Raw genomic sequence first — 6,300 nt, forward strand, 5'->3', positions numbered from 1 at the left:
GCCAGCGCGTGGGTGTCGGGTTCGTCCTGCGGCTGGGAAGCCGGGGCGGGCAGCGACGTGCCGGCGAGCAGCGCGAGCGCGGCGCAGGCGACCAGGACGAGCCGGGCACAGGTCGTGAGCATGGGGTATGGCCCCAATTGTATCCATCACACCTGCACACCGCGTGCATCGTTCTGGCGTAGCCTGTTACCGCCTTCGCCAAGGCTTCGGCGCGGCAAGCCCGACTCCCGACTCCCGACTCCCGTGCCGTCCTTACCCGTCTCCGTCGTGCTCCATCACGTCCGGAGCCTCTACAACGTCGGGTCCTTCTTTCGCACCGCCGACGGCGCCGGCGTGCAGGAACTGCTGTTGTCTGGCATCACCGCGCGTCCCCCGCGCAAGGAGATCGCCAAGACGGCGCTCGGGGCCGAGGACAGCGTGCCCTGGGCTGGTGTGGACGACCTGCCGTCGTGGATGGAGGCGTTCGCGGCGGCTGGCGGGCACCTGGCCGCCATCGAGACCACCCCCGACGCCATCGACCTCTACGACTGGGCGCCGACCTGGCCCGTGGCCGTCCTCTTCGGGCACGAGGTGGAGGGCCTGCCCGACGACCTGCTGGCGCGTTGTCACGTGCACGTCCGTATCCCGATGCACGGCACGAAGGGGTCGTTGAACGTGGCCACGGCCGGCGGGGTGGTGCTGTACGAACTGCGGCGCCAGTACCGCGCTTGCGCCCCGCGCCCACCTCGCGTCTAATCCGGACATTCCCCGTTCGGTTGGCAGATTGCTCAGGAGACCGCCATGTTCCGTGTCGTGTACCTGCTCGTCGTGCTGTCATCGCTCCCCCCGTCGGGCGCGCTGGCGCAACCGGCACGACACCCACTCGACCCGCTGACGCGCCAGGAGCACTTCACCGTGCTCGAGGTGCTGCAGCAGGCGGGCAAGCTGGTCGACGGCACCAGCTTCACGCGGCTCGAAGCCCGCGCCCCCGAGAAGTCGACGGTGTGGGCGTTCAAGGCCGGCATGCCGATCGCCCGCACGGCCGAAGTCGTGCTGTCGCAGGGCGCTTCCGTCTTCGAGGCCACGGTGGACGTGACGGGCCGCCGCCTCGTCTCGTGGACCGAGCGCAAGGGCGTGCAGCCGATGTGGCTCAGGAGCGAGTTCGGTGCCGCTGTCGTCGACGTCGCGATGAAGGACCCGCGGTTTGCCGAGGCCCTGCGCAAGCGCGGCATCACCAACCGGCAGTTCGTCACCTGCATCGCGGCGCCCCCGGGCAACTTCGGCGAGCCGGCGTACGCCGGCAAGCGCATCGGCGTGCTGTCGTGCCGTCTGAGGTCCGGGTATCGCAACACCTGGGCCCGCCGCATCGAGGGCCTCTTCGTGCTGATGGACATGCGCACCAACGAGATCCTCGAGTTCACCGATGACGAAGTCGCGCCGGTGCCTGCGGGTGGCAACGACTTCGATGCGGCTGCGGTCGGTCCGTTGCGGGAGTTCGCCGCGCCGCTGCAGGTGCAGCAGCCGGCCGGTCCCGGCTACACGATGGACGGCCACGTCGTCTCGTGGGATCGGTGGCGCTTCCACGTCCGGCCCGACTCGCGGGTCGGCCTGATCGTCTCGACCGCCACCTGGAAGGATGGCGACCGCGAGCGGCCGGTGCTCTACGAGGGGCACCTCTCTGAGATCTTCGTGCCGTACATGGCGGCGCAGAAGGACTGGTACGGCCGGACGTTCATCGATGCCGGCGAGTACTCGGCCGGCGGCCTCGCCGATACCCTGACGCCAGGAGTCGATTGCCCGACGTACGCGACCTTCATCGACAGCGTGGTCGTCGAGGGGCGTGGCTGGCCCGGCGACAAGCCGGCGGTGGCCTGCATCTTCGAGCGGACGGCCGGCGACATGATCTGGCGCCACGGCCCCAACGGTCGCCCGCAGCGCGAGCTCGTCGTCCGCATGGTGGCCATGATCGGCAACTACGACTACGTGGTCGACTGGCGCTTCCTGCCCGACGGCCAGATCAAGGTCAGCCTCGGCGCCACCGGCATCGTCGAGGCCAAGATGACGGCCGCGAAGAACGCGCGGGTCAGCTCCACCAACGGCGCCGACGCGAAGACCGACGCCTACGGCCGCTTCGTCGAGGACCATGTGGTGGCGGTCAACCACGACCACTACTTCAACTTCCGTCTCGATCTCGACGTGGACGGCCCGACCAACCGCTTCGTGCGCGACCAGATCGTGCCGAAGACACTGCCCGCCGGTCATCCCCGCCGCAGCATCTGGGTGACGGAGACGAAGGCGGCCGCCACCGAGAAGGACGCGCAGTTGACCATGGACATGCACGCGCCGTCGTTGTGGCGCGTGACCGGCGCGCGCGAGAACCACGTCGGCTATCCGACCAGCTATCAGCTGCTCCCGGCGCACTCGATCCACACGCTGCTCGCGCCCGACGAGGTCGCGCGCCAGCGGGCGGGCTTCATCGACCATCACCTGTGGGTGACGCCGTACGCCCCCGACGAGCGCTACGCCGCCGGCGACTACCCGACGCTGAGCACCCCCGGTCACGGCCTGCCGGCCTACACGAAGGGCAACCGCTCGATTGCCGCCACCGACGTCGTGCTCTGGTACACCTTCGGCATGCATCATGTGGTCCGCGCCGAGGAGTGGCCGGTGATGCCGGTGCTGTGGCACGAGTTCGCCCTGCGACCGTTCGACTTCCTGGATCGCAATCCGGCGCTGGATGCGGGAATGAAGCCCTAGGGTCGCCACGTGTCGGCCATCGTCAATCGGCCTTCGGCCTTCGACACTGCGAAAGATGTCGCCGCCGGACTTTGTCCTTCGGTGGCCCTCGTATGCGCAATGCTGTTGTCACATGTGGCCGCTCACGCGCAGCCGCAGCCCGACACGGCGCGCGTCGGCCCCCTCGAGGTGTCGGTGGGGCGCAATGCCTTCGGGGCATGTCAGGTGCGGCTGCACAACGCGGGCGAGGTGGCCATCGAGGCGTGGCGCGTGTCGGTGCGCAGCGACGAGGCGCGGCATACCACCGTCGAACGCCGTGACGCCTGGCGCGACCCGTTCCATCTGCCGCTCGAGGCCTCGCGCCTCGATCCGGGAGAGACCGTCACCCGTCAGCTGGCCGAAGCCGCGGCCGTGGGTCCGCTGCAGATCCGCATCCACCTCGTCGTTCGCGCCGACGGCGTCGCACATGGGATGGCGGAGGCAGAGGCGTACACCAACGAAGCTCCGCGCGAACTGGCGCTGCTGATCGATCGTCGTCTGCCGCAGGCCAGCGAGGCGCTCGACATGGCGACACGCACCGAGGCCGCCATCGCCGTCGACGGCGTGGCGACGGTGCTCGCCCGGCGCCAGCTGTCGACCCTGCTGGACACCGACGGCGACTGGAACTGGTGGCAGGTGCGCGAGCAGGCGCGAGCCGCGGAGGCGCTGGCGACCACCGACCCGTCGGCCGCGGCCGCGCAACTCGCTGGCGCCATCGCGCTGCTGAAGACCGCCCACCGTGTCGGCACCGCCGGCCTCACGCTCGCGGCGGTGGAGCCGATGCAGCCGCGCGCCGTCGGCCGCTGCGATCCGTAAGCGATCGACGACTCACTCGGCAATCAGGCGCACGAGTTCGTCGGGATGGGCGGCGCGCTCGCGCGCCACCTCGGCATCGACGTGGCCGGCGCGCACCAGCGCGGCCAGGGACTCCTCGAAGGTCAGCGATCCGTAGCGTCGCGTCAGCGTGATCTCCTGGTGCAGGTGGTGCAGCTGGTTCTTGCGGATGTGCTGCCGGGCGCCGTACTGCACCATCAGCAGCTCGACGGCTGGCACCAGGCCGCCGGAGAGGCGGGGCAGCAGCGACTGGATCAGCACCGCGCTCAGGGCCAGCGAGATCTCCTGGCGAATGGTGGCCTGACGTTCGACGGGGAACGAGTCCGCCATCCGCGACACCGTCGAGGTGACGTCGGTGGTGTGCAGCGTCGAGATCACCAGGTGCCCGGTCTCGGCCGCGGTCAGTGCCAACCGCATCGACTCGGGGTCGCGCATCTCGCCGACGATGAGCACGTCCGGCATCTGGCGGAGCGCCGCGCGCAGGGCGGTGGGGTAGTCGGGCGCGTCGACGCCGATCTCGACCTGCTCGACGATCGACCGCCGGTGCTGGTGTTCGTATTCGATCGGGTCCTCGATCGTGATGATGTGGCGGGCCTCGCGGCGGTTGATCTCGTCCACCAGCGCCGCCAGCGTCGTCGACTTGCCCGAGCCTGTGGCGCCCCCGACGAGCACGAGCCCGCGGGTCAACTGCGCGAGATGCTCGACCGCCGCGGGCAGCGCCAGCGTCGACAGCCGCGGCACGAGGCGCGGGAGGGCGCGGATCGTGGCGGCGGGACGTCCGCGCTCGCGATGCAGGTTGACGCGGAAGCGGCCAACCCCTTCGAGGCCGAACGAGGCGTCGGCGATGCCGTGGCGGGCGTACTGTTCACGCGCGTGCGGCGGCAGGGCCGGCAGCACGGCGCGTTCGATCTCCACGCCGCCGAGCGGGACCTCCGCGATCGGGGTCAGCCGCTTGCCGACGCGCGCCGACGGTGGCGCCTGCGCCACCAGCAGCAGGTCGGAGCCCTGCCGGCGGACCACCTCGCGCAGCCACGCCTCGAGACGGCTCGTGTCCGTCGTGACGTTGACCATCTCGCCAGGACCGACGGCCTCGTCGTCGCCGGTGGTTCCGGCATCCGGCTCCGCTCCGGGCGACACGAGTCGCGCCGAGGTGTCGCCGCCGCTCGAGTGACGGGCGTTGAGCTCGTCGATGAGTCGATCGATGTCGGACTCGGCCATGGCCTCTCCGTTTCGCGCAGGGCGCGACAGGTAGAATTCCGGGATGCGAATGACAGCACTTCCGGCACTCGCGATTGGTCTGCTTTCCCTGACAGCTCCGGCGCGTGCCGAACCCCCCGGCGTGCCCCCGAAGGTACTGCATGCCGAGCCTCTGTACATCGATCTCATCCGTGACCTCGGCGCCAGGAAGGGCGAACGGGAGTGGAACGTGGGCCTCGGATTGATCGATCGGAGCCGCTTCGACCAGTACGAGGCGCTGGTCGAGTACGAATGGGCCCCCGCCAACCGCCTGGGGCTCGAAGTCGAAGTCCCCCTGACCTTCTACCCCGCCAACGGCGTCGAGACACCGTCCAATCGCGTCGAGGGCCTCAAGACCGCCGCCCAGTGGACGTTCAAGGTGTCGGAGGCGCACCAGGCCTCGTTCGCGGTCGGCTACATCAACAAGATCGCCTTTACCGACCTCGACGACGTGCGTCGATCGCCGTTCGTGAGCGGCAACGTCGCCAACCCGTTCTTCGTGGCCGCCAAGCGGCTCGGCCGGCAGTGGCATTCCCTGGTCTACACCGGACCGCAGATCCACACGGGCCGCGGCCGGACCGCGTCGTGGGAGTACGACGTGAACAGCAACGTGCACTACATGGTGCGCGACAGCCGCAACTTCGTCGGCGTCGAGATCAACAAGACGTGGGCGCCCGGCGATTTCGACATGACGATCCGGCCGCAGATGCGGCTCCAGATCAGTGACCAACTCATGGTCGGCATCGTGACCGGTGTGCCCATCAACCGCGAGCGACAGCGCCTCAGCATGTTCCTGCGCCTGATCTACGAACCGCGTCATCGCACCGGGCACCCGTGACCCCTTCTCGTCACGGACACCTCCGTGCGGCGGTCGTCGCGGCCATCGTCGGCACGCTGGTGGGCGGTGCGGACGCGACCCTCGCCCGGTTTCGCCCGGACTTGGCGCCGCGGTTGGCCGCCCCGTCGCTGGCCTGGCTCGGCGCGGCCGAGCGCGTGGCCCCCGGCGTGGAGCTGTTCCGCGTCGAGGGGCCGTTCGACGGCGAGCCGCGGTCCCTGCGGTTCCTGCGGCTCGATCCCTCACGCGTGCGGCTGGCCTCGGCGCTGGCCACCGGCGAGATTCCCGGGCGGGCGACCGTGCTCGACATCGCGCGCCGGAGTCGGGCCCTGGCGGCGGTCAACGCCGGGTTCTTCTCGCCGACCGGCGATCCGAACGGGCTCCTGAAGATCGACGGCCGGCTGCTCAGCGACACGCGGCGCGCTCGCGGTGCCGTCGCCCTGCTCGACGGACCCCAGCGGCAGCAGGGGCTGTTCGACCAGGTCAGCGCCCGCGTCCGTCTCCGCTTCCGCTCCGGTGGATCGTGGCGCACCGTGCCGGTCGACGGGGTCGACACGACGCGCGGCGCAGGCCGCCTCGTGCTCTACACGCCGGCCTCCGGCGCCACGACGGACACGACCGGCGGACGGGAGTGGACGCTG

General features: G+C 70.2%; 5 protein-coding genes and 1 pseudogene. 5 read left to right on the forward strand and 1 reads right to left on the reverse strand.

The window, feature by feature from the left end; translation table 11 throughout:
• Positions 1-243: 243 nt before the first annotated feature.
• The 3 genes from Q0C41_RS28920 (at position 244) to Q0C41_RS28930 (ending at position 3,570) form a co-directional block, all read left to right on the forward strand.
• Complete coding sequence (locus tag Q0C41_RS28920; RefSeq protein WP_291990062.1) at positions 244-735, forward strand: TrmH family RNA methyltransferase; 492 nt, start codon at positions 244-246, stop codon at positions 733-735.
• Positions 736-780: 45 nt separating this feature from the next.
• Positions 781-2,736 carry a hypothetical protein gene (locus tag Q0C41_RS28925; RefSeq protein ID WP_291990065.1) on the forward strand — a complete coding sequence of 652 codons (1,956 nt, stop codon included), beginning with the start codon at positions 781-783 and terminating at the stop codon, positions 2,734-2,736.
• 99 nt (positions 2,737-2,835) lie between these two features.
• Positions 2,836-3,570, forward strand: a complete 735-nt coding sequence (locus tag Q0C41_RS28930) for a hypothetical protein (protein ID WP_291990067.1) — start codon at positions 2,836-2,838, stop codon at positions 3,568-3,570.
• Between the two features lie 12 nt (positions 3,571-3,582).
• Here the strand turns inward: Q0C41_RS28930 and Q0C41_RS28935 are convergent, their stop codons facing one another.
• Positions 3,583-4,806: a type IV pilus twitching motility protein PilT gene (locus tag Q0C41_RS28935; RefSeq protein WP_291990069.1), complete on the reverse strand. Its 1,224-nt coding sequence runs from the start codon at positions 4,804-4,806 to the stop codon at positions 3,583-3,585.
• 121 nt (positions 4,807-4,927) lie between these two features.
• Here Q0C41_RS28935 and Q0C41_RS28940 point away from each other — a divergent pair, with 121 nt between their 5' ends.
• Positions 4,928-5,662, forward strand: a complete 735-nt coding sequence (locus Q0C41_RS28940; protein WP_291990071.1) for an HAEPLYID family protein — start codon at positions 4,928-4,930, stop codon at positions 5,660-5,662.
• Positions 5,659-6,300: pseudogene (locus Q0C41_RS28945) on the forward strand (hypothetical protein); the annotation flags it as partial. The gene Q0C41_RS28940 and the pseudogene Q0C41_RS28945, both read left to right, overlap by 4 nt.

Source organism: Luteitalea sp. (assembly GCF_022842525.1).
GTDB lineage: Bacteria > Acidobacteriota > Vicinamibacteria > Vicinamibacterales > Vicinamibacteraceae > Luteitalea.

Excerpts from the sequence above, each read along its gene's own strand:
- Q0C41_RS28925 (WP_291990065.1), top strand. The coding sequence starts at position 781 with ATGTTCCGTGTCGTGTACCTGCTCGTCGTGCTGTCATCGCTCCCCCCG.
- Q0C41_RS28930 (WP_291990067.1), top strand. The coding sequence starts at position 2,836 with ATGCTGTTGTCACATGTGGCCGCTCACGCGCAGCCGCAGCCCGACACG.
- Q0C41_RS28935 (WP_291990069.1), bottom strand. The coding sequence starts at position 4,806 with ATGGCCGAGTCCGACATCGATCGACTCATCGACGAGCTCAACGCCCGT.